Below are 21,618 nucleotides of genomic sequence, written 5' to 3' on the forward strand. Positions count from 1 at the left end.
TCCAAGGATTAGGCGGTGGGCGCAATGGAGTCCGACTTTTCGGCGACAGTCGATTTAGCGTCGACCGATGAGGCAATGGCATTAATTCTCTCGCGTTCAATGACTAAGGGACGTTTCTGCGCATAAGTCAGAATTGCGCCGACGTACTCACCCAGCAACCCGATGAAAAACAGTTGCACTGACGAAAAAAAGAACAGCCCGATAAGCATCGGGGCGCTCCCCATCGTGAAGCTGTTCCAATACAGCAACTTCAACACCAGGTAAACGAGCGACAAACAGAGGCTTACGCCCGACAGGAAAAACCCCCCGATAGCAGCAAGCCTGAGTGGTACCTTCGAATGCGAGGTGATACCAAGCATTGCGATGTCATACAGGGTATAGAAGTTGTTCTTCGAGATCCCGCGTTTGCGTCGCGGTTGCACATAAGACAACTGGACCACGTCGAAGCCGATCTCGCAGATGAGCCCACGGAAATACGGATAGGGATCGTCAATCTTCCGCAGGATTTCAATAATCTGCCGATCGTAAAGCCCAAATCCGGTGAAGTTTTGAATGAGCTTGACGTTTGCAATGCGCGTGACTAAACGGTAGTACATGCGGCGGAGAGCAAAAAAGAGCGCGGACTCTTTCGACTGAGGCTTCACCCCGATCACGATCGGCGCACCTTCGAGCCACTTCTCGACAAAATCACGCATCAAGTCGGGAGGATCCTGGAGGTCGGCGACGAGGAGAATGACAGCGTCGCCCTTAGCCTGCATCAGTCCGTACATCGGAGAGCGGATATGCCCGAAATTTCGCGCGTTGACGATCACACTAACGGCAGGGTCTGTCGCCGCAATACTGCGCAGCTTGCTGACAGTCGCGTCTGTGGACGCATTGTCGATGAACAGGTGATCGTATGTCACACCGGGAATCGTCGAGAATACTCGGCGAGCCTCGTTGTACACCGCCTCGATGTTTTCCTCCTCATTGAAACAGGGAGTGACGACCGTAACGTGCTTCATGGGAAATTGAAAACAAACTGACGGTTAAGGATGAATGCAAGCAGGCTGAGTGGAATCAGCATGAGTGCATTTGCGACGTAAATGCTGGCGCCATGATCTAGCAACAAACGTACGCCGCCGAGATTTACCAGGTAGACGACACAATAGACGCCCACGAAACGCCAGAAACGCGAGCGAGGCGCACCAGAGAAAACCAGTCGACCTACGCTCTGGAAGTTAAACAGGACGCCACCGACCGTTGCGAGGCCAATTGCGATTGGGTAGACGACGCCAACATAGGTGAGTACGGCGAACAACGAGTAGCCGAATGCGGTGTTCAACCCGCCGACAACCAGAAAGCGAGCAAGCTGAATTGCCGTTTTTCGCATTGGCTCGCCAGCGAGGCCATCCTCGCTTCCCGTCTCGCCTACGAACTCGTCGGGCTTACTGTTGGAATTGGGCGCTTGCATCAAGTGCCTTTCTGATCCGTTTCTCAACACTCTCAGGGGCCAAACCGTGGCTCTCCATCAGATACGTATAGTTACCGCATATCTCGCTGAAACGATCTTGAATGCCGACGCGCACAAATGTTCCAAGGTAGTGACCCATCAACGTTTCAGCGACCAGGCCGCCAAGTCCGCTGTAGATCGAATGTTCCTCGAACGTGACAATTGCCTCTCGGCCCTTGGCCAAGGTGCGCAGTGACGATTCCGGGAATGGTTTGAGACAAGGGGCGGAAACGACGTCTGCATTGCCCAGTGCTGCAGCCACTTCTTGTGCCAGCTTGACGCCAGAGCCAGTGGCAACGAACAGAAAAGGCGCGCCAGTGTTAGTCGCCGCAATCAAATCGCCGTTTGACCAGTTGCTTAGAGGCGCACTATGGATGTCACCGAGGTCGGCCTTGCCAATTCGAAGGTACGCGGGACCCGGATTGCGCATGATACGCTCTGCGCATGCAGTCAATTCGAATCTGTCGCAAGGCGAATAAATCGAAATTTGGGGTACAGCGCGCAACGCGGCGATATCTTCGGTGGATTGATGGCTAGTGCCAAGCTGCGCGTAAACGACTCCAGCTCCGTCGCCGATAAAGGTAACGGGCAAATTCTCATAGCAGACATCGATCTTGATCTGCTCAAGCACGCGGATCGGTACGAACGCTGCCAAGCCATAGACGATCGGGCGGAACCCCGCCTTCGCGAGTCCGGCAGCGACGCCAACCATATTTTGCTCGGCTATGCCGCAATTCAGATACTGATCGGGACATGCGTGCCGGAACGCATCGAAAAGCGCGTAACCGTGGTCGCCTGTCAGCAGCAACACCTTGGGGTCTTGTTTGGCTGCAGATACCAATGCGTTCGAAAATGCATCTCTCATTGCTGGCCTCCCAGTTCAGACACGGCAGCTTCATAGGTCTGGGGTGTGAGCCGCGTGTAGTGCCAGATATTGTCGTGTTCCATGAACGAGACGCCTTTCCCTTTGACTGTCTTGGCGATTAGCGCCTTTGGACGTCCGTTCTTCTGGTTTTTGAATTGCTGATAGGCGGCACCAATCGCAGGTTCGTCGTGGCCGTCGATGCTTAACGTGTCAAAATCGAAAGCCGCGAACTTCGCGGCTATATCGCCAAGGCCGATGACCTCATCGGTCGAACCCATGGCTTGAAAACCGTTCACGTCCACAATTACTACCAGGTTGTCCAGTTTGAACTGAGCAGCGAAAAGGGCAGCTTCCCAGATTGGCCCTTCGTTCAATTCGCCGTCTCCAACAAGCGCGTAGCACATTTGCTCCGTCTTTTTTCTCTTGGCACCCAATGCGAGTCCGACGCCAACAGACAGACCGTGTCCTAACGAACCGGAAGTGACTTCGATACCCGGCACGTGTGTATCTGCCAGCCCTTTAAGATGGGTGCCGTTTCCGAAATACCGAGCGATGTCCTGCGCCGCGAGCCAGCCGATTTCATGCAGGCAGGCATATTGCGCCATAACGCCGTGCCCCTTACTGAGCACCATGTAGTCGCGGCGTGCGGAGCGTGGGTCGTTTGCATCGAAGCGCAAATGGCTTCGATAAAGCACTGCAAGCAACTCCACGATTGAAAATGCGCAGCCAATGTGGACTGTCGACCCCGCAAATGCCATATCCAATATGGTCTTGCGCAGGCGAACTGCATCGAATTTCGTCATGCCGTGACCGCCATGCGGTTCCAGTTGATGGTCTTGAGTAAGGCGTCTTCGAGAGGCGTTATTTCTGCGACATTGAGGACTCTGCGCGCCTTTGTCGTATCCGGAACGTACCTCGGGGCGGGGGCGCCTGTCGGGGATATGCGCGGCGTCGCCGGGATGTTGGAGCCGCACTGGGCTTCGATCATGCGTGCCAGATCAATAATCGAAACTTCACGCTCGGATCCTACGTTGTATGCCTGGCCGCGTTCGCCGGAAAGCAACATCTGAAAGAGCCAAATGCAGGCATCCGCCATATAGAGATAACTGCGCATCGGGCACCCGTCACCGTTGATGGTGATAGGGCGACCAGCCAAAGCATCACGAATAAAATTTCCAGCCGCGAACGGGCCGTCAAGCGGGATGCCAGGACCAATGAGTGCGTAGATCCGGGCAATAGTGGCGAACATATTGCTCTGGCGCCCGTACGCCGACACCAGCCATTCCGCTGCGCGCTTGCCTTGACCATACGCAGCGCTCACATCGAGCGGATCGGGTGCTCCGCTAAATGTCTCCGGTACGTGGGTGAGCGCTGGCGGCTGAGTACCATATATCGCGCCGCTCGATGTGAGCAGAAAGCGCGACGCGCCGTGTGCCTGGGCGAAGTCCAGCACATTTCGCGTACCGATGATATTCGTGTCGAATATTCGTAGCCTGTCCGACGCCTTCGCTGGATCGGCAACATCAGTTGCCGCATGAATGCATAAATCGATTGGTCCGGCGTTTGCCCTGAAATCCGCCACATCGCCTCTGATCAGCGTTACTTCAGCGCTATTGAATAGATGAGGCGCGTGGCCTTGTGCCTTGTCGGGGTCACGACTCAGCGCGACGATTTCGATCCTGCTACCGCGTACGCGGTTGGCATGCTGCACCACCTCGAGCAGCCAGGAGCCGATAAAACCTGTTCCACCGGTGATGAAAAGCCGCGCGCGATCGAACGCAGACCAGACCTCGGCGGTCTGGTCGACGATCAAATCGAGATCCTCAACGGGCAGCGGCTTACGCATATTTTTAAATCAGAAGTTGACGCCGAGGAATGTTTCGATCTTTTCGGCGACGAAGTCGAGCATCTCCTTGCTGAGGCCAGGGTACACGCCGACCCAGAAGGTGCGGTTCATGACGATGTCGGTATTCGTCAGTTCGCCGCTGACACGGTATTCCCTGCCAATCATGTACGGCTGACGCGTGAGGTTGCCAGCGAAAAGCAGTCGCGTACCGACCTTGTTCTGATCGAGGTAGTCAAGCAGGTCAACGCGGTTGAACTCGGCTTCTGGCTTCAAGGTAATCGGGAAGCCAAACCATGACGGATCGGAATTCGGCGTCGCGTTGGGCAAAATCAGAAAGTCCTTGCAGCTTTGCAACCGGTCATGCAGATATGCGAAGTTCTCGCGACGCGCCTGCACGAAACCATCGAGGCGATCCATCTGCGCGAGCGCACACGCCGCCTGCATGTCCGTGATCTTCAGGTTGTAGCCGAGGTGCGTGTAGGTGTACTTGTGGTCGTAGCCTTCTGGCAAGTTGCCAAGCTTCCAGCAGAACCGCTTGCCACAGGTGTTGTCCTTGCCAGGTGCGCAGTAACAGTCGCGCCCCCAATCGCGGAACGATTCCGCGATCAACTTGAGTTCGGGGTTATTCGTGAAGACAGCGCCGCCTTCACCCATAGTGATGTGGTGCGCGGGATAGAAGCTGAGCGTGCCGATATCGCCGAACGTACCTACGAGTTGACCGTTATAGGTCGCGCCAAGCGCATCGCAGCAGTCTTCGATGAGCCACAGGTTGTACTTCTTGCAAAGGGCGACGATGACTTCGAGATTGTAAGGATTGCCCAGTGTATGAGCGAGCATGATCGCTTTCGTCTTCGGCGAAATGGCTGCTTCGATCTTGCTTGCGTCGATGTTGTACGTACCTAGTTCTACGTCGACAAAAACCGGTACTGCGCCGAACTGGATAATAGGATTGACGGTGGTCGGGAAACCCGCCGCAACTCCGATTACTTCGTCACCGCGTTTGATCGCGCGATCGCCGAGCCTCGGGGAGGTCAGCGTTGAGAACGCAACCAGATTAGCGGACGAACCCGAGTTGACGGTAATCAGGAAATTCACGCCGAGATACGCTGCGAGTTTCTTTTCGAACTCGTCATTGAAACGCCCGGTCGTAAGCCAGCCGTCGAGCGATGCTTCGACCATGAGCTCCATCTCGCGTGCGCCAATCACCTTGCCGGAGGGCGGGATCACGGTTTTTCCGGGTTCGAATGCGGGCCGTTGCGTGGCAAGCGAACCGTACTGCTGCACGAGTTGGATAATCTGCTCGCGGATCTGATCTTTATTCATGGCAGGTAGTCTTAAGACTGAGTGTATTCGTCAATTTGGGCTAGTGTAACTGCGCGCATATCTTCACCACGGGCGGCGGCCTTGTACCAGCTGACAATGTTGTCGAGTGTCCGGTCGAGACTCCACCGGGGGCGCCAGCCGAGGCGCGTACGCGCTTTCGAGCAGTCCAGTTTCAGATAAGTGGCTTCGTGCGGGTGCTCATTGCCGTCCAGCTCCCAGCGCGCATTGTCACCCCATTGTGATGTGAGCCGCTCGACGATCGCTTGAACGGGCTGAGCATCCGAATCGTTTGGCCCGAAGTTCCACGCGTCGGCGTGACGCGGCCCAGCGGTATACAGGCTTTCTGCGAGGGCGAGGTAACCACTGAGTGGTTCGAGGACGTGTTGCCACGGCCGAATCGCGTTCGGACTGCGGATGCTGACTGTCTCTCCATTGCCGATTGCGCGAATGATGTCGGGGATGAGCCGGTCTACTGCCCAGTCTCCGCCCCCGATGACATTGCCTGCGCGAGCGCTTGCGATTGCTACGCCATGTTTGTCGTAAGCTGCCGGATTGAAGAAAGAGCTACGGTAGGCGGCGGTGACCAACTCGGTGCAGCCCTTGCTGCTGCTGTACGGATCGTAGCCACCCATTGCTTCGTTTTCGCGGTAGCCCCATTCCCATTCCCGATTCTCGTAACACTTGTCAGTGGTGACAATAACGACGGACCGCACGGCGGGGACGTGTCGAACAGCCTCGAGCAAGTGCACTGTACCCAGTACATTCGTCTCGTACGTCTCTACCGGATTCACGTACGATTCGCGCACGAGTGGCTGGGCTGCCATATGAATCACAACGTCGGGCGCAGCCTCTTTGATCGCATTCAACAGGAACTCGCGGTTGCGTATATCCCCGATGATCGATTCAATGCCGTCAGCAACCCGCGCAAGCGCGAACATGTTCGGCTCGGTAGTGGGGGCGAGCGAAAAGCCCGTGACTCTGGCGCCGAGCGCCTGCAGCCAGAGCGTCAGCCAGCCGCCTTTGAAACCGGTATGCCCCGTAAGAAAGACTTTCTTGCCACGCCAGAATGAGTTGTCCGTCATCACCACACCTTCCAGGGCGCCTTGCCACTCTGCCAAAGCTCTTCCAGGTAATTCTTGTCCCTCAACGTATCCATGGGCTGCCAGAAGCCTTCATGCTCGTACGCTGAAAGTTGACCACTACTGGCGAGTTGTTCCAGCGGCTCGCGTTCCCAAATGCATTGGTCGTCCGGGATCAGGTCGATCACCTTCGGCGATAGCACAAAGAATCCGCCATTAATCATTCCGCCGTCGCCCTTCGGCTTTTCCTTGAACGAGCTGACTTTGTTTTCCCGGATATCCAGTGCGCCGAAACGGCCTGGCGGGTAAGTAGCGCTGAGCGTCGCAAGGGTTCCGCGCTGCCTGTGATACTCCATGAGCGTATTGATGTTGATGTTGCTAAGCCCATCACCGTAGGTGAAGCAAAAAGATTCCTCATCCTTAACGAAGTCTTTCACCCGACGCAGACGGCCGCCCGTCATCGTCGATTCTCCGGTGTCGACTAACGTCACCTTCCAGGGCTCGGCATATTGCTGATGAACCTTCATTTCATTCGTACGCATATCGAACGTCACATCCGACATATGAAGGAAATAGTTCGCAAAATATTCCTTGATCACATAGCCCTTATAACCGCAGCAGATCACGAAATCGTTGACCCCGTAAGCCGAGTAGATCTTCATGATGTGCCACAGAATCGGTTTGCCTCCGATTTCTATCATTGGCTTCGGGCGATTGGCTGTGTCTTCTGAAATTCGAGTCCCAAGTCCGCCTGCGAGAATGATGGCTTTCATCGAAATCCTGTGGTGTATTCGGTAGATTCTGGGCGGCAATGATTGGCTTACGGGCCCGAGCGACGGAAGTCGCAAAACTGCACGGCGATTGACCGTTGAGCACTTCGCGGCTATTGGGGCATCATCCCTGCAGCTTACTTTGAGTGATTTTGTAAGGTCTTGGAAGCGGAACCGGTGCATTATATTGTTCCACTCTGGTGTTGCATAGCAACCACCGAACCGCGGCTTTGTGCTGCTTCGAAGCGCTTCAGGCTTCCATCGACATGCTCGGCGAGGCCAGCGGATCGATCTCCAGGATGGTCGGATCAGTTCCAGCCCGTTTGCTGATGCAGGCCAGCGGTCGTTGCATACCTGTCGGGTACCGTCCCTTGACGACCCCTGAGATTTGTCGCTTTGCGTGCGTTGCGTTTACGTTGAAAGTACATGCGTCTAGTTCTGTTGGTAATGCCGCAGACCAAGACTCAAAGCGGAGCAAGTGGCGCTCCTCTGCCACCATGATTTGCACGCGGTCAACTGCATTCGATCCAGCCCCGAGGTGCCCATCCGTTACACTATTGTTATGCGCTAATCGTGCGCCGACGCCGTACGATCGTGTTCCTTTACCGGCCGTATTCGTATTTTTTCCGTCTAAAATTACCTGGAACCAACACCAATGCATGTCGTGGTAACGGGCGCGAATGGCTTCGTGGGCCGCGCCTTATGCCGTACCCTGGTCGAAAACGGACACCGCGTAACCGGTATCGTTCGCCGGGCCGGCACGGCACCGGCTGGCGTCGTGGAATGGGTTCATGGCACGCCAGAATTCGCCGATATCGACATGCACTGGCCGGCGCCGTCCGGCGATGTCGACTGTGTCGTGCATCTTGCCGCGCGCGTGCACGTCATGAATGAAGCAGAGAGCGACGAGACGCAGCGAGCCTTCAATGCGACCAACGTCGAAGGCACCCTGCGCGTCGCGCGCACCGCGCAGCGCCATGGCGTGGGGCGTTTCATCTACGTGAGCAGCATCAAGGCAATCGCGGGCAGCGGGGGCACGCGCGAACCGCTGCGAGAAGACGCGCTCGCGCAACCCGACGACGCCTACGGCCGCTCGAAGCTTGCGGCGGAACGGTCACTGGTCGAGCTGCGCAGCGAGACGGGACTCGATGTCGTGATCGTACGGCCACCACTCGTCTATGGCCCGGACGTCGGCGCCAACTTCCGTAAGATGCTCGATGCCGTCTGGCGCGGGACACCCTTGCCGTTGGGCGCCGTGGATGCCCAGCGCAGCCTGCTGTTCGTCGACAATCTGGCCGACGCGCTCATGCACTGCGCATCCGACGCACGCTCAGCAAACGGTTGTTTTCATCTGGCAGACGATGTCGCGCCTTCCGTCGCGGACCTGCTGCGTGCCATTGGCAGGCATCTCGGCCGCCCGGCACGGCTCATACCGGTGCCCGTGTCACTTCTCAAACTCGCCGGCAGGCTCACGGGAAGAACCGCGCAGATCGAGCGTCTCACCGAAAGTCTGGTTCTCGATACATCGGCGATCCGGCGACAGTTGTCGGGCTGGCACCCGCCGTCCACGCTAGACGAGGGACTGCGCGCGACGGCCGACTGGTATCGCGCATGTCGCAAGGAGCAGGGGCGGGCATGAGGGAGGTTTATGACGTAGTCACAACATCCGGTTGGATCGTGCTGCTTACGGTCGCGGCATCGGCTCTGGCAAGTTTTCTGATCCTTCGGGGCTTGCTTTCGACCGGTCTCGCCTGGCGTATCGCGACCGATGTGCCGAATCATCGCTCGCTTCACGTCAAGCCGATTCCGCGCGTGGGCGGTTGGGGGATCGTACCGGTCGGCCTCGCGGCGCTCTTATGGCACGCATCGCAGATGTGGTTGATCGCGGCGGGAGCGGCGGCGCTCGCCTTGGTGTCGCAGATCGACGATCGTCGCGATTTGCCCGCGCGCATCCGGTTTGCCGTCCATTTCGCGGCAGTGGTCGCGCTGGTCGTCATCTGGCCGGCGGACGCACCTTGGTGGCTGCTCGCAGGCATCGGCTTCCTGATGCTCTGGCTGATCAACCTGTACAACTTCATGGACGGCGCCGATGGTCTCGCGGGCGGCATGGCCCTGTTTGGTTTCGGGGCCTACGCGGCGGCGGCGCTGGCCGCCGCGCATCCGTCGCCGGCGTTGGCAGAGGCGGGCGCCGCCCTCGCCGGGGCATCACTCGGCTTCCTGTTCCTCAATTTTCACCCGGCGAAATTGTTCCTGGGTGACGCCGGCTCGATCACGCTCGGCTTTCTGGCGGGCGCACTCGGCTACTGGGGCTGGCGCGGCGCCGTCTGGCCGCTCTGGTTTCCAGCCTTGGTTTTTTCCCCGTTTATTGCGGATGCGTCGATTACATTGCTGAGGCGCGTCTGTCGTGGGGAAAAATTCTGGCAAGCGCATCGGGAGCACTACTATCAACGCATGGTGCGCTCGGGTATCGGTCACAGTCGCACCGCAATCTACTGGTATGCCGTGATGTTTGCGGGTGTCATCGTCGCACTTTGGGCGCTGGGGCGGCCGACGTGGCAGCAATGGCTGATTTTTGCAGCGTGGTACGGCGTTCTGGGGTGCTGTGCGGTCGTCATCGATAGGCGTTGGCGAAGCTTTCAGAATTCTAACGAGAAATAGCCGAGCTTTGCGGTTGATTCTTCCCTTTAAATGCTGACGCATCTGTAACACGGCTGAGACGTTTGTTTCTTCAGGGAAATTCCTGCGGCGCGGCACAAGGATTAAGATCAGCGCGCGGTGCGCTCCGATCGTTTGGTACCCCGTCAGGCTTGCGGGCATAATAACTGCTGCGGCGCCGCGGCATGGAGCGGGTCCCTGTGGCAGCAATGGCCAAGTTTAGGTGCGTGGTCTGGAGATTTGCCTCCCAGGAGATCGTCATCGATCTTCATACGGCAGGCTCCCCAGAATCTGACGCGAAATAATTTCGAGGTTTGCCGCCAATGTTGCGATCCAAGGCATCTTGGTTGTCGTTCGGTGTTTTCTTCTTCGACATGCTGGCCGCAGTGGCGGCATGGCTCGTCGCGTACGTCGTCCGCTTCAACGGTGAAATTCCGGGTCCCTTTTTTAAGGGCGCATGCGTTGCGCTCTTCTGGGTCCTTCCCGTCTACGGCGCGATGTTTCGCACCTTCGGCTTGTACCGTGGCTTGTGGGTATTCGCGAGCCTGCCCGATCTGATGCGCATCGCGAAGGCGATCGTGGTCGGTGCGCTCGTCGTCATGATCGGCGCGGTCATGTTTCAGCCGAAACCGATCATTCCGCGCTCGGTCCTCCTGCTTACGCCGATGCTGCTGTTCCTCGCAATGGGCGGCGCGCGAGCGATCTACCGGGCCAGTAAAGAGTTCTATCTGTACGGCGGTCTTGTCGGTCGCGGTAAGCCTGTGCTGATTCTTGGTGCGGGGGGCGCGGGCGCGAGCCTCGCGCGTGAGCTGTCGCGCTCGGGTGAATGGCGCCTGGTCGGTCTGCTCGACGACGACGTCGCGAAGCGGGGTCGCGAGATCTATGGCTACAAGGTCCTCGGCACGATCGACGAGATCGCGCACTGGACGGAGACGCTCAAGGTCGAGCATGTGATCATCGCGATCCCGTCCGCGCCGATGGAGACGCAGCGACGCCTCGCTACGCTCTGCGTGCGCCTTGGCGTCAAGGCGATGGTCTTGCCTTCGCTCACGGCCCTGATGCCTAGCCAGGGTTTTCTTTCCCAGATTCGCCAGATCGATCTGGAAGACCTTCTCGGCCGTGAAGCGGTCAACATCGACACCGCCCACGTCGAGGCGCTGCTGCGAGAGCGCGTGGTGATGGTCACGGGCGCGGGTGGCTCGATTGGCTCCGAACTCTGCCGCCAGATCCTGAAGTTCCAGCCCGCGCAACTCATTGCATTCGACTTGTCCGAGTACGCGATCTACCGCCTCACCGAAGAGATCCGCGAGCGCTTTCCCGACCAGGCGATGATCTCGTTCATCGGCGATGCGAAGGACTCGCTGCTCCTCGACCACGTCATGTCGCGTTACGCCCCGCATATCGTCTTCCATGCGGCGGCATACAAGCACGTGCCGTTGATGGAGGAGCTCAACGCATGGCAGGCCTTGCGCAACAATGTACTTGGCACGTATCGCGTCGCGACCGCGGCGATCCGCAACAACGTGCGCCATTTCGTGCTGATCTCGACTGACAAGGCCGTGAATCCGACCAACGTCATGGGCGCAAGCAAGCGTCTTGCCGAGATGGCGTGCCAGGCGCTGCAGCAGACGAGCGAACGCACACAGTTCGAGACCGTGCGCTTCGGAAACGTACTGGGTAGCGCGGGAAGTGTCATCCCGAAGTTTCAGCAGCAGATTGCGAGGGGCGGTCCTGTGACCGTCACGCATCCGGAGATAACCCGCTTTTTCATGACGATTCCCGAGGCGGCGCAGCTCGTGCTTCAGGCATCGAGCATGGGGCAGGGCGGCGAGATCTTCATTCTCGACATGGGCAAGCCCGTCAAGATCGTCGATCTGGCGCGTGACCTGATCCGTCTTTATGGCTTTGCAGAAGATCAGATCCGTATCGAGTTCAGTGGCTTGCGTCCCGGCGAAAAACTCTATGAGGAGTTGCTGGCCGATGACGAGATGACCGCGCGTACGGCGCACCCGAAGCTGCGTATCGCGCGGGCGCGCGAGGTGCCGGTCAATCTGCTGGACGAATTGCTGCCGTGGCTGATGCAGCACCGCGTTCCGGGCGACGACGAAGTGCGCCGCGACCTCCGCCGCTGGGTACCCGAGTACCAACCGTCGAGCGTGTCGAAGCTCCAAAGTGTGGGTGGAACGTCGGTGAGAGCCACTGGCTGATTGCGGGAGCGAAGCGGCCAGCGCGCCTCGCGATAAATTGGTTATTTTCCGCCAATGCCCGCGCGAATATTCGCGACCTTGTGCGATCGTTCTCTGACGCGGCGAATATCAAAATGGCGGTCACGCACCAAGAAATCAACGATATGGTCAACACAAGTTTCGACCGTATTATCTTGCGTGTGCAGAGTGATATCTGGGTGAGCCGGCGGGTGATAGGGTGAGGCGATACCGGTGAACTGTGCGATCTCACCGCGGCGGGCACGTTGATATAGCCCTTTGGGGTCGCGCTTCTCGCAAACTTCGAGCGGAGTGTCGACAAACACTTCGACAAACGCGGATTCGCCGACAATGCGCCGTGCATTTTCCCGGTGCTCGGGCTCGGGAGAAATGGTCGCCGTAACGGCTATAAACCCCTCATTGCAAAACAGCGCCGCCACGTGGGCCACGCGCCTGAGATTTTCCGTGCGCTCGGCGGCGCTAAAACCAAGATCTGAATTGAGGCCCGTACGCAACACGTCGCCGTCGAGCATTGTTGCTCGAAGGGCAAACGTTTGCAGTCGACTGACCAACGCGCGCGCGACGGTCGACTTGCCCGCTCCGGACATGCCGGTGAGCCAGATGACAACTCCAGCCGACGTTGCTGTATTCACTTCCTTGCCGCCTCGATCAACGTAAACCTGATTCGCATTCTAACGTTTCGAAGCAGTTCTTGTAACGCGGATGTAATAATCTGCAACAAAATCGCAGGCTTGTAACTTTAGGTAATGAGTGGCTTGCGAGGGGGAAACTGCGGTGTCCCCGTCCCCTTGTTGGCAATGACTGAAAAGGCACCCCTAAATACTGGCAATCGTGGTGCCCGGCTTGGGCACGACCGATGGTTTGGTCATGGATATGCCGCAACGATTCTGATTCGCGCGGACGTTGCAAACGACTACTGCATGCCGTATAGACCGATAGAGTTATTCGCCGACGATAGCGTTGGAGCCGTCACCTCTTACTTCTACGAACAACACCGGAGCATCGATAGGCGTGTGGGTTGAGGGCGGCACAATTTTAGCGGTCTCACTCGGGCAGAAATGGTTGGTCTACATACGGTCACTATTATGTGTTGCCGCGAGGCAAGAGCATTGTCGTGATGCACTCTGTCTCGCCGAGCGAGGCGTACACGGGGTATTGACCCGGAATCTTGCTGATGTCACGATGTTCCCGCCTTACCTAGTGGTAAGCATGCGTAATAGATGAAAACCTTTTGAAGGATCTATTCGTGACACAGCAAGACATTGCCATCGGGGCCAAGCATTATTCGATATCTGCTGACCAGGACTACTGGAAGCATCTGGGCGTGCGGTTCGAGCCAAATACGACCGCACTTCTGCAGTGCCTCAGTAGCGACGACTCCAGGATTCTCGACATCGGCGCGAACGTTGGCATGACCGGCATTCTTTTCGGCCAGTTGGCGGCGCGCGGTAAGGTCGCCGCAATCGAGCCGGTGCCGGGGGCCTTCAGGCTTCTCGAAAGCAATCTGGCAAGCGCCGGGTATCAAAATGTCAGCACGTTCAACTTCGCTCTTGGCAATGCTGAGGGGGAGGTGGTCATGCAGGGCAATCCGAACAATCTGTCCGGCTCCTTCGTCGTCAGCGCACACAGCATTAACGATGGGTTTCACTTCCGCCAGGCTGTGAAACTGCACAAGCTTGACGGTGTTTTCGATACCCTAGGTCTCGATCGTTTGGACCTGGTCAAGATCGACGTTGAAGGGTACGAGCTTGATGTTCTGGAGGGAGCTGCGCGGACGCTGGCCAGATACCGGCCGATCGTCACACTCGAGATGAACCACGTCGCGCTTAATCTATGGCGCCACATGTCGCTCCCCGCGTTCCGAGCGCGCCTGCTAGAGATCTTCCCGTACGTCTACGCCGTGAACGAAGGCAGCTACTTGGATTTCCGGGACGAGAAACACGCGCATGACGTGCAGTTCCGGCATCTGACGAGTTGGCAATTTATGGACCTCGTAGCTGGGTTCGACGAAGCTGCCTTGACGAGCCGCCTTAACCGTCTTGCAGACATCCGCCAGACCAACGAGCTCGACTACGCGACCGCTCATCCGCCCGCAATTGTGCCGCCGGCGCCTGAAATGGTGTCCAACGAAGCTCTGGACGATGCCAGAAATCGGGTTGCCCAACTCGAAATAGAGCTGGCTTCGATGCAGGAACAAATCTCCAAAATGGTGCCCAAGGAAGCTCTGGACGATGCTAGAAATCGGGTTGCCCAACTCGATATAGAACTGGCTTCGACGCGGGAACGAATCTCCAGCATGGAGCACTCGCACAGCTGGATGGTGACCGCCCCCCTGCGCGGTGTCAGGAAAATACTCAACAGGCAATAGGTCGATTGAATATCCGGGCAAAGCCGCCTTCGGGCGGTTTTTGTTTTGTGGGTGGCAAGATACTGATCGATCATGGGCCACCGGAGGAATGAACGCTCTCCGCAAATGCTGCGGAGTCGGGAGCGGCTCGCGCTGGCTTTCGCCATGACAAAGGGCTTGGGCCCGATCGAACCGATGCTTGAAATTGCGCACGACAAGACTGCTACAACATGTGGCTTCCAGATTCTTGTCGCTGTAGATGGGAGCGTCAGACAACGCCGGTTCGACGACTGGTCTACTTGTTGCTACAGGCGACTAGCGCCCATAGGCCGAACTTCGGCGCTCAGTAGGCTCGGCGTTGCCGTTTCGAGAGGGTTTCGGCCCGACCGGCGCCTGTATGCCTGCCCAATGCTGAGAGCAATTTCACCGTGGGTAAGATCGATGAAATTTCAGTCGAAAATATCACCGAGGTGGTCGTGGGCTTTTGCGAAGCGCAAACTGCCCAAAACCAAACTGATACAACACTCCAGACAGTTCGCCCTACAACCGCTCGGATTTAACATCCGAGCGTTCCGTAATCGCCGCGAGGACGGCCAGCATGGTCGTGTAGAAAGACACCGTGCTCTTCAGGTCGAACGTCTCGACGGTCAGCCCAAAAACGAAAAACATCAGGACGAAGGACAGCCCCATGAGCGCTGTGCGCCGCGTTGTCCTCGATTCGGACTTGAGCTTCGCCGCGAAAAATATTGCGGGCACGATGTAGATCGACAGCAGCGCGAGGCCGCCCACAATGCCGTAGTTGGCCATGTAGGCGAGCAACTGGTTATGTACTTCGCCTTCGCCGAATGCGGCCGCCTTCGGGGTGAGCGCGCCTTGCTTGGCCATCGAGGTCATCTTGTCGCGGAACCCGTCGCCACCGAGGCCCAGCACCGGATGTTCAGCGATCAGCGTCGAGGCTGCCTCATATAGCTGCAGGCGGATGCCAACCGAGGTGTCGCGGTGGCCCTGCGTGTACTGCGCGAGGTCGGATGACACGTCGCCGACACGCTGGCGTACCGTCCCCGACAGCCCGTACACCATCCCGAGCAGCAGCGCGACAGTCACCGGCATCAGCACCTTCCAGTGAAGTGGCTTCCCGCGGCCGAGTTCCCACACGATCAGTACGGCAACGAGAGGGATCGCAGCCCAGCCACCACGCGAGCCCGACAGCAGCGAAGCGGCAAGGCCGGCAAACAGGCCCGCGAACTTGAGCGCACGCATGAACGTCGAGTCCTTGCGCCACCAGTTCAGCGCAATCGCCGACAGCACGCCGAGCGCGACTGCGAGATCGCCGAAATGGATCGGATTCAGGAACGCGCTGCCGATGCGTCCGTCGCCCCAATCGCGCGGCAGGATGACGGCAATCACGAGCGACGAGAGCGCCCCCAGCGTAAAGGAGAGGTCCGCCCAGGCGAAGGTCCGCAGCGGCGCGCGCCGCAGCGCGAGAAAGATCGGGACTGCGAGCAGGAACCGCGAGGGCGAATCCCAGGTGCGGAGCAATGGATGGTCGTGCGAGAGCGTGCTGAGTGCCACGGCGGCAACAGGGGCGCACAGTGCAACGCACAACGCCAGCCCGAGACGGTCGGGACGCGCGTAGCCATACGGCGCGCCAGCCGGCCGCCAGCACAACGCCGCCAGGGCTATGACACCCGCACCGATCGATACGGCGCTCGAGGCGCCCTGCACGAGCATTGCAATAGAGGGAAAGCCAAGCAGGAAAGCCGCGGTCAGCCAGTCGCCGGGCTCGGTGCGTCGGGAGTCAATCGTCACTGCTGTCTGCATCGCTACACTGCTCTTGTCGGTAAGGGCGGGACTGACTACATCTCCCGCATTACGTCCCCAATTCGCACCCTCTCGGTTACGAAGTAAGACGGAAACCTGCCATTGTACGCACACATTCCACCCGCTCGCGTTTTCCCCAAAAAATGCGCACATCAGGACGGTCACCGTTCTAAAAATAAGGGAGCGACTACCCGTTGAGCTTGACATAAGCCAGTATGCGCTCCAGGATCGCACCTCCGGGCAGCCAAGCTGCACAAGAATAAATATTATGCGGATGCAGGCAGCCTCAAGCGCTCCAAATGCGATTGCCCGCCGTGGGCATGATGAACAATCAGAATTTCGCAAGGCACTTCGATTCGACCATGGGGCAAAAGGGCGCCGATGATGAACCTGCGCGCCGCAATTTGAATCTCGGATTAATCGATGTTTCAAAACCGCTCGCGAAGAACCCGCGCATGGCATCATTCGCATACTTGAGGGAAAGAACATCGTGAAATCAGCAATCATTACTGGCATTACCGGCCAGGACGGCGCCTATCTGGCGGAGCAGCTTCTCGAGAAGGGCTATATCGTCTACGGCACTTACCGCCGGACGAGCTCCGTCAACTTTTGGCGTATGGAAGAGCTTGGCGTCGCGCATCATCAAAAACTGCGCCTCGTCGAGCACGATCTGCTGGATGCGGGCAGCTGTATTCGCCTGGTGGAGCGCGCTCAGCCCGACGAGGTCTACAACCTCGCCGCGCAGAGCTTCGTTGGCGTGTCGTTCGAGCAGCCGGCGCTCACCGCGCAGGTGACCGGAGTCGGCGCCCTGAATCTGCTCGAGGCGCTGCGCATCATCAATCCGAAGGCGCGCTTCTATCAAGCCAGCACGTCGGAGATGTTCGGCAAGGTGCAGGCTATTCCTCAGACGGAATCGACGCCGTTCTACCCGCGCAGCCCGTACGGTGTCGCCAAGCTCTACGCGCACTGGATCACGGTGAATTACCGTGAAAGCTACGACATGTTTGCGTCGAGCGGCATTCTCTTCAATCACGAATCGCCGCTGCGCGGCCGCGAGTTCGTGACGCGCAAGATCACGGATTCGCTCGCGAAAATCAGCCTCGGCCAGCTCGACGTGCTCGAACTGGGCAACCTCGACGCACAGCGCGACTGGGGCTACGCGAAGGAATACGTGGAAGGCATGTGGCGCATGTTGCAGGCCGATCAGCCCGATACTTATGTGCTCGCAACCAACCGCACGGTAAGCGTGCGCGATTTCGTCAACGCGGCGGCGAAGTGCCTTGGCATCGAGATCGAATGGCAAGGCACCGCGGAAAACGAAATTGGACGCGATGGCAAGAGCGGCAAGACGATCGTGCGCGTGAATCCCGCGTTCTATCGGCCGGCCGAAGTCGACCTGCTCATCGGCGATGCACAAAAGGCGCACGACGACCTTGGCTGGGCGCCGAAAACGTCACTTGAAACACTGTGCCAGATGATGGTTGAAGCGGATGTCGCGCGTAACAAGAAGGGGACGTCGTTCTGATGGCTTCAGTGCTGATTACAGGAGCCGAGGGCTTCACGGGGCGTTATGTTGCTCAGGCATTGCGCGAGCGCGGCCATCAGATTTCGAGTCTCGTGCGACGCTGTGATGAGCCCAAACCTGACGTGTACGCGTGCGATCTTCAGGATCGCGCGGGGCTCGCAGAGGTGGTGGCGCGTGTGCGTCCGGACTGGGTCGTGCATCTGGCCGCCATTTCGTTCGTCGGGCACGGCAATCCCGGGGAAATTTACGCGACCAACGTCGTGGGATCGCGCAATCTGCTCGAGGCGCTCTCCGCGAGTGAAAAGAAACCTTCGGCGGTGCTGCTTGCAAGCAGCGCGAACATTTATGGCGCGGGCCCGCTGGGCCTGCCGATCCCGGAGACGGCGCCGTATCATCCTGCGAACGACTACGCCGTAAGCAAGGTCGCGCTCGAATACATGGCGCAACTCTGGACGGACCGGTTGCCGATCATCACGGTGCGCCCGTTCAATTGCATCGGCGTGGGCCAATCGCTGAGCTTTCTCGTTGCGAAGATGGCGGATCACTTCCGTCGGCGTGCGCCGGTCATCGAGCTGGGCAATCGCGATGTGGCTCGCGACTTCTCCGATGTGCGCTGGGTGGCCGACGTGTATTGCAGGCTGCTCGAAAAGGCGCCAGTCGGCGAAGTGTTCAACGTGTGTTCGGGCCATGCGGTCACGCTCACGCACGTGCTGCAGACGATGTCCACGATCACCGGTCACGATATCGAAGCACGGACCAATCCCAACTTCGTGCGTGAGCACGAGGTGAAATCGCAGTGTGGCGATAACCGCAAGCTTTTGAGTGCCATCGGCCAGCTCGATGCGCCGACACTCTACGACACCTTGCAATGGATGTTGTCCGATAGCAGCGCCGCCTGATGGTGGCGGGCAGGGTGCGTTCTGCCTGTTACCGATACATCGCGCCGAGGTACTGCGCTCGAGTCATTCTTTGCAGCCGCGCCTGCCCGACAAACCAGCGCGGCTGCATTCAGCCTTACTCAAACCCCCGCGGATTCTTCTCCTGCCAGCGCCAGTGGTCCACGCACATGCGCTCGATCCCGAACTCCGCTTTCCAGCCGATGACGTTTTCCGCCGCGACCGGATTCGCATAGCATTCGGCGATGTCGCCGGGCCGGCGCGCCACGATCTCATAGGGCACAGGGCGCCCTGAGGCCTGTTCGAACGCCTTCACGACTTCCAGCACGCTGTAGCCGCGCCCAGTGCCAAGATTCACGACCAGGCCTTCGCCACGCGCGGCAAGCGCATCGAGCGCCTTGAGGTGGCCCTTCGCGAGATCGACCACGTGAATATAGTCGCGCACGCCCGTGCCGTCCGGGGTCGGATAGTCGCCGCCGAACACGCGCAGCTTTTCGAGTTTGCCCACTGCCACTTGCGCGACATAAGGCATGAGGTTGTTCGGAATGCCCGCCGGATCCTCGCCGATCAGCCCGCTTTCATGCGCGCCCACCGGATTGAAATAGCGCAGCACGGCGATGCGCCACTCCGGGTCCGAGATCGTGACGTCGCGCAGGATCTGCTCGGCGATGAGCTTCGACTGGCCGTAGGGATTCGTTGCCGAGAGCGGAAACGATTCGTCGATCGGCGAGCGTTCGGGCATGCCGTACACCGTGGCCGAAGAGCTGAACACGAACTGCTTCACGCCGTGCTGCCGCATTACGTCGAGCACCACGAGCAGTCCGTCGACATTGTTGCGGTAGTACTCGATGGGCTTTGCCACCGATTCGCCCACGGCCTTGAGCGCCGCGAACTGAATCACGCCGGTAATGCGATGTGCTTCGAAAACGCGCGAAACGGCAGCTGCGTCGCGCACGTCGGCTTCGTAGAACGCCACGGGCTTGCCTGTGATCTGCTCGACGCGCTTGAGCGATTCGCTGCTGCTGTTCACGAGATTGTCGATGGCGACCACCTCATAGCCGCCATTGAGCAGCTCGACGCAGGTATGCGAGCCGATATAGCCCGCGCCGCCGGTGACGAGGATGGTGCCCTTTGAGTTCGTCGCAGTCATGCCGTGTTCGTTCCCGTGAAATCCAGACTCGATCAAAAAGTCGACCCGGTGATTTCCCGGATCAGTTCCCGGTAGCGTTGTACCACAACGCGCTCATCGAATTCTTTCTCGATTTTTTTCCGGCCCCGTCCGGCCATGGCGGCGCGCGCCGGCCTGTCGAGGTCCAGCATTTGTGCGAGGCTGGCGGCGAGCGCGGCGGCGTCGCGCGCTTCGCACAGCAGGCCGTTCACGCCGTTGGCAACCACTTCGCGGCAGCCGGGCACGTTGGTGGCCACGATCGGGCGGCCCATCGCGCTCGCTTCCATCAGCGTGCGCGGCACGCCCTCGCGGTACGAGGGCAGCACGACGCAATCCGCATCGGCGATAAAAGGGCGCACATCGGCCGTTTCGCCCAGATATTCGATCACGCCTTCGCGTTCCCAGGCGGCGACTTCTTCGCGAGAGATCGCGCTCGGGTTGTCCACACCCACCGGGCCGAGCAGCTGGAAGCGTGCGTGCGGATAGCGCGCGCGCAGCGTGCGTGCGGCCTCGACGTACTCGCCCACGCCCTTGTCCCAGAGCAGCCGGCCAATCAGAACGAAAGCAAACTCCGCGCGCTCGGGCAGTGGCGTGAAGGGGAAATCGTCGAGATCGACGCCCTCGCCGTGCAGCAGCCTCGCGCGTTCGGGATGTGCGAGGAGATTGCCATCCTTGAAGGCGGCTTCGTCGTCGCGATTGAGGAACCACACTTCGCGCGGGAAGCGGAACGCGAAACGATACAAACGCTTGGCGACCTGCGCGGCGCGGCTCTTCTGGATGAATACGTAACCGAGGCCCGTTGTGACCGCCACCGAAGGCGTGCGCGCGAGCCAGGCGGCAATCGATCCGTAGATGTTCGGCTTGATCGTGTAGTGGAACACGACGCCCGGCTTGAGCGCGCGATAGTGGCGATAGAGCGCCACGAGCGTGCGCAGGTCGTCGAGCGGATTCGTGCCCTTCGAGGCCACCGGCAGTTCGACACAGCGGCAGCCCATGGCAGCGAGCAGCTCGAACGTGCGGTCGCGCGGCGCGATCACGGTGACTTGAGCCCCGCTTTGCGTCAGCGCAAGCAGGAGACCCCGGCGGTAGGTGTATATCGCCCATGCGGTGTTGCAGACGACGGCGATGTGAAGCGACTGTGCGCGTGAAACGGGGTTCGGCGCGCTTGCCGCTGAGTGGTCGTTGAAAATCACGTGCGCGAGAGTGGTGCTGCTAGAAGAGAAGTGGATGACAAGTTCGGGCGAACAGGCAGTGTACCGGCAAAATCTCCCTCGAACACACGCTGCGCGACACGTGCCTTCGAGGGGGCGCGCCTAGGTGATACCGGATAGCGCGGAGCATCTCGTGGAAAGTCTCCGAGCGATGCCGCGTTGCGCGGGGAGTCACGTTGCTCGCTGCTTTTAGCTGGTCGCATCGCTGATGCAACGGGTTTCAATCACGAGATCGTTGAGGCTTAGATGGTAAAGAAGCGGTGCCGCGTAAGTCCCTGAACTGAGATGCTGCCTTCGCGTCTTCAACTAAAAACGTTTGTCTGCTTGACATTGTGGAATTTCTCTGAAATTGTGCGGGCGTTGGATTGCTGTGTGACCAATTCGCATTTGGGAAC

General features: G+C 58.9%; 18 protein-coding genes. 6 read left to right on the plus strand and 12 right to left on the minus strand.

Going from position 1 to position 21,618, the window contains the following annotated elements; all coding sequences use genetic code 11:
* Positions 1-8 precede the first annotated feature (8 nt).
* From AB4Y35_RS11130 to rfbF, 8 genes are read right to left on the minus strand one after another with little or no spacing between them, the layout of a single operon-like run.
* The gene (locus AB4Y35_RS11130; protein ID WP_368704424.1) at positions 9-1,004 is read right to left on the minus strand and encodes a glycosyltransferase family 2 protein; all 996 of its coding nucleotides are present in this window, start codon (positions 1,002-1,004) and stop codon (positions 9-11) included.
* Entirely contained in the window at positions 1,001-1,453 is a 453-nt protein-coding gene (locus AB4Y35_RS11135; protein ID WP_368704425.1) for a GtrA family protein, read from the minus strand. Before AB4Y35_RS11135 ends, AB4Y35_RS11130 begins: the two co-directional genes overlap by 4 nt.
* Complete coding sequence (locus tag AB4Y35_RS11140) at positions 1,428-2,357, minus strand: transketolase family protein (protein WP_368704426.1); 930 nt, start codon at positions 2,355-2,357, stop codon at positions 1,428-1,430. The genes AB4Y35_RS11135 and AB4Y35_RS11140 overlap by 26 nt, the downstream gene beginning before the upstream one ends.
* On the minus strand, positions 2,354-3,160 hold the full coding sequence (locus tag AB4Y35_RS11145) for a transketolase (protein ID WP_368704427.1): 807 nt from the start codon (positions 3,158-3,160) through the stop codon (positions 2,354-2,356). Before AB4Y35_RS11145 ends, AB4Y35_RS11140 begins: the two co-directional genes overlap by 4 nt.
* Positions 3,157-4,203 carry an NAD-dependent epimerase/dehydratase family protein gene (locus AB4Y35_RS11150; RefSeq protein ID WP_368704428.1) on the minus strand — a complete coding sequence of 349 codons (1,047 nt, stop codon included), beginning with the start codon at positions 4,201-4,203 and terminating at the stop codon, positions 3,157-3,159. Before AB4Y35_RS11150 ends, AB4Y35_RS11145 begins: the two co-directional genes overlap by 4 nt.
* 9 nt (positions 4,204-4,212) lie before the next feature.
* Complete coding sequence (gene rfbH / locus AB4Y35_RS11155) at positions 4,213-5,526, minus strand: lipopolysaccharide biosynthesis protein RfbH (protein ID WP_368704429.1); 1,314 nt, start codon at positions 5,524-5,526, stop codon at positions 4,213-4,215.
* Between the two features lie 11 nt (positions 5,527-5,537).
* On the minus strand, positions 5,538-6,608 hold the full coding sequence (gene rfbG / locus AB4Y35_RS11160; RefSeq protein WP_368704430.1) for a CDP-glucose 4,6-dehydratase: 1,071 nt from the start codon (positions 6,606-6,608) through the stop codon (positions 5,538-5,540).
* Complete coding sequence (gene rfbF, locus AB4Y35_RS11165) at positions 6,608-7,378, minus strand: glucose-1-phosphate cytidylyltransferase (protein WP_368704431.1); 771 nt, start codon at positions 7,376-7,378, stop codon at positions 6,608-6,610. The genes rfbG and rfbF overlap by 1 nt, the downstream gene beginning before the upstream one ends.
* 652 nt (positions 7,379-8,030) lie before the next feature.
* Between rfbF and AB4Y35_RS11170 the strand changes: the two genes are divergently transcribed.
* The 3 genes from AB4Y35_RS11170 to AB4Y35_RS11180 all read left to right on the plus strand — a co-directional run bounded on the left by AB4Y35_RS11170 (position 8,031) and on the right by AB4Y35_RS11180 (position 12,237).
* Positions 8,031-9,014: an NAD-dependent epimerase/dehydratase family protein gene (locus tag AB4Y35_RS11170; protein ID WP_368704432.1), complete on the plus strand. Its 984-nt coding sequence runs from the start codon at positions 8,031-8,033 to the stop codon at positions 9,012-9,014.
* Entirely contained in the window at positions 9,011-10,033 is a 1,023-nt protein-coding gene (locus AB4Y35_RS11175) for a glycosyltransferase family 4 protein (RefSeq protein ID WP_368704433.1), read from the plus strand. The genes AB4Y35_RS11170 and AB4Y35_RS11175 overlap by 4 nt, the downstream gene beginning before the upstream one ends.
* Positions 10,034-10,353: 320 nt before the next feature.
* The gene (locus AB4Y35_RS11180) at positions 10,354-12,237 is read left to right on the plus strand and encodes a polysaccharide biosynthesis protein (protein ID WP_368704434.1); all 1,884 of its coding nucleotides are present in this window, start codon (positions 10,354-10,356) and stop codon (positions 12,235-12,237) included.
* A 41-nt stretch (positions 12,238-12,278) separates the two neighbouring features.
* Here the strand turns inward: AB4Y35_RS11180 and cysC are convergent, their stop codons facing one another.
* Positions 12,279-12,887: an adenylyl-sulfate kinase gene (gene cysC, locus AB4Y35_RS11185; RefSeq protein WP_368704435.1), complete on the minus strand. Its 609-nt coding sequence runs from the start codon at positions 12,885-12,887 to the stop codon at positions 12,279-12,281.
* A gap of 614 nt (positions 12,888-13,501) precedes the next feature.
* Here cysC and AB4Y35_RS11190 point away from each other — a divergent pair.
* Positions 13,502-14,623, plus strand: a complete 1,122-nt coding sequence (locus AB4Y35_RS11190) for an FkbM family methyltransferase (RefSeq protein WP_368704436.1) — start codon at positions 13,502-13,504, stop codon at positions 14,621-14,623.
* A gap of 519 nt (positions 14,624-15,142) precedes the next feature.
* Here the strand turns inward: AB4Y35_RS11190 and AB4Y35_RS11195 are convergent.
* Positions 15,143-16,576: an O-antigen ligase family protein gene (locus AB4Y35_RS11195; RefSeq protein WP_368704437.1), complete on the minus strand. Its 1,434-nt coding sequence runs from the start codon at positions 16,574-16,576 to the stop codon at positions 15,143-15,145.
* A 334-nt stretch (positions 16,577-16,910) separates the two neighbouring features.
* On the opposite strand from AB4Y35_RS11195, the gene gmd reads away from it, so the two are divergent.
* On the plus strand, positions 16,911-17,948 hold the full coding sequence (gene gmd, locus AB4Y35_RS11200) for a GDP-mannose 4,6-dehydratase (RefSeq protein WP_368704644.1): 1,038 nt from the start codon (positions 16,911-16,913) through the stop codon (positions 17,946-17,948).
* The gene (locus AB4Y35_RS11205; RefSeq protein ID WP_368704438.1) at positions 17,948-18,847 is read left to right on the plus strand and encodes an NAD-dependent epimerase/dehydratase family protein; all 900 of its coding nucleotides are present in this window, start codon (positions 17,948-17,950) and stop codon (positions 18,845-18,847) included. Before gmd ends, AB4Y35_RS11205 begins: the two co-directional genes overlap by 1 nt.
* Before the next feature lie 115 nt (positions 18,848-18,962).
* Here the strand turns inward: AB4Y35_RS11205 and galE are convergent, their stop codons facing one another.
* Both galE and AB4Y35_RS11215 read right to left on the minus strand, forming a co-directional pair.
* Positions 18,963-19,994 carry a UDP-glucose 4-epimerase GalE gene (gene galE / locus AB4Y35_RS11210; RefSeq protein ID WP_368704439.1) on the minus strand — a complete coding sequence of 344 codons (1,032 nt, stop codon included), beginning with the start codon at positions 19,992-19,994 and terminating at the stop codon, positions 18,963-18,965.
* Between the two features lie 32 nt (positions 19,995-20,026).
* On the minus strand, positions 20,027-21,202 hold the full coding sequence (locus tag AB4Y35_RS11215) for a glycosyltransferase family 4 protein (RefSeq protein ID WP_368704645.1): 1,176 nt from the start codon (positions 21,200-21,202) through the stop codon (positions 20,027-20,029).
* Positions 21,203-21,618 lie beyond the last annotated feature (416 nt).

It is taken from the genome of Paraburkholderia sp. EG286A (genome assembly GCF_040965375.1).
In the GTDB taxonomy this organism is placed as follows: Bacteria; Pseudomonadota; Gammaproteobacteria; order Burkholderiales; family Burkholderiaceae; genus Paraburkholderia.

Bases quoted from the DNA above. Each gene is read 5' to 3' on its own strand.
- AB4Y35_RS11130 (WP_368704424.1), bottom strand. From the start codon at position 1,004: ATGAAGCACGTTACGGTCGTCACTCCCTGTTTCAATGAGGAGGAAAAC.
- AB4Y35_RS11135 (WP_368704425.1), bottom strand. From the start codon at position 1,453: ATGCAAGCGCCCAATTCCAACAGTAAGCCCGACGAGTTCGTAGGCGAG.
- AB4Y35_RS11140 (WP_368704426.1), bottom strand. From the start codon at position 2,357: ATGAGAGATGCATTTTCGAACGCATTGGTATCTGCAGCCAAACAAGAC.
- AB4Y35_RS11145 (WP_368704427.1), bottom strand. From the start codon at position 3,160: ATGACGAAATTCGATGCAGTTCGCCTGCGCAAGACCATATTGGATATG.
- AB4Y35_RS11150 (WP_368704428.1), bottom strand. From the start codon at position 4,203: ATGCGTAAGCCGCTGCCCGTTGAGGATCTCGATTTGATCGTCGACCAG.
- rfbH (WP_368704429.1), bottom strand. From the start codon at position 5,526: ATGAATAAAGATCAGATCCGCGAGCAGATTATCCAACTCGTGCAGCAG.
- rfbG (WP_368704430.1), bottom strand. From the start codon at position 6,608: ATGACGGACAACTCATTCTGGCGTGGCAAGAAAGTCTTTCTTACGGGG.
- rfbF (WP_368704431.1), bottom strand. From the start codon at position 7,378: ATGAAAGCCATCATTCTCGCAGGCGGACTTGGGACTCGAATTTCAGAA.
- AB4Y35_RS11170 (WP_368704432.1), top strand. From the start codon at position 8,031: ATGCATGTCGTGGTAACGGGCGCGAATGGCTTCGTGGGCCGCGCCTTA.
- AB4Y35_RS11175 (WP_368704433.1), top strand. From the start codon at position 9,011: ATGAGGGAGGTTTATGACGTAGTCACAACATCCGGTTGGATCGTGCTG.
- AB4Y35_RS11180 (WP_368704434.1), top strand. From the start codon at position 10,354: ATGTTGCGATCCAAGGCATCTTGGTTGTCGTTCGGTGTTTTCTTCTTC.
- AB4Y35_RS11195 (WP_368704437.1), bottom strand. From the start codon at position 16,576: ATGTGCGCATTTTTTGGGGAAAACGCGAGCGGGTGGAATGTGTGCGTA.
- AB4Y35_RS11205 (WP_368704438.1), top strand. From the start codon at position 17,948: ATGGCTTCAGTGCTGATTACAGGAGCCGAGGGCTTCACGGGGCGTTAT.
- galE (WP_368704439.1), bottom strand. From the start codon at position 19,994: ATGACTGCGACGAACTCAAAGGGCACCATCCTCGTCACCGGCGGCGCG.